General features: G+C 61.0%; 1 protein-coding gene. It reads left to right on the top strand.

Features of this window, described 5'->3' with window-relative positions; genetic code table 11:
* Positions 1–345, top strand: a 345-nt coding sequence (locus QCE48_RS31730; RefSeq protein WP_309794503.1) for a manganese catalase family protein, incomplete at its 5' end; no start/stop codon positions are given.
* Positions 346–497 lie beyond the last annotated feature (152 nt).

The raw sequence follows: 497 nt of genomic DNA, 5'->3' as shown, positions 1-497 counted from the left end.
TTTCTGATGACGCGCGAGATAGCCCATCAGAAGTCATTCGAGAAGGCGCTGCACTCGATTCAACCGAACTTCCCGCAAGGCAAGCTGCCGGGCAATCCGAACTTCACGAGCGTCTACTTCAACATGTCGAAGGGTGACGACGGCCGCGGTCCCTGGAACCAGGGAGGCGACTGGAAGTTTGTCGAACATCCGCAACCGGCCGTCGACGGCGGTGATGGCACGGCGACGGTGCAGGTATCGCAACGAGACGTAGAGGCGCTGCAGGCGCTGGCAATACGGACCGCATCCGACCCGGATAGCAATCCGACGACTGCCGCGGATCTCGGTTCCGGCCAGACGGTGTAACTCATCTCTGCCGATTCCGCCGCCGAAAATCGCGGTGGCAGCTTCGGCGTTCAGCCGGGTCACGCCGCGCTTCGTCAGAGCGAGTACCGCCCGGCCACGATCAAGCAAATATCGCAAGGAGCATAGCAATGCCAACCATCACATCGAAAGGC

Source organism: Caballeronia sp. LZ024 (assembly GCF_031451455.1).
GTDB classification, from domain to species: Bacteria; Pseudomonadota; Gammaproteobacteria; order Burkholderiales; family Burkholderiaceae; genus Caballeronia; species Caballeronia telluris.
This window is presented reverse-complemented; position numbering and strand designations above follow the sequence as displayed.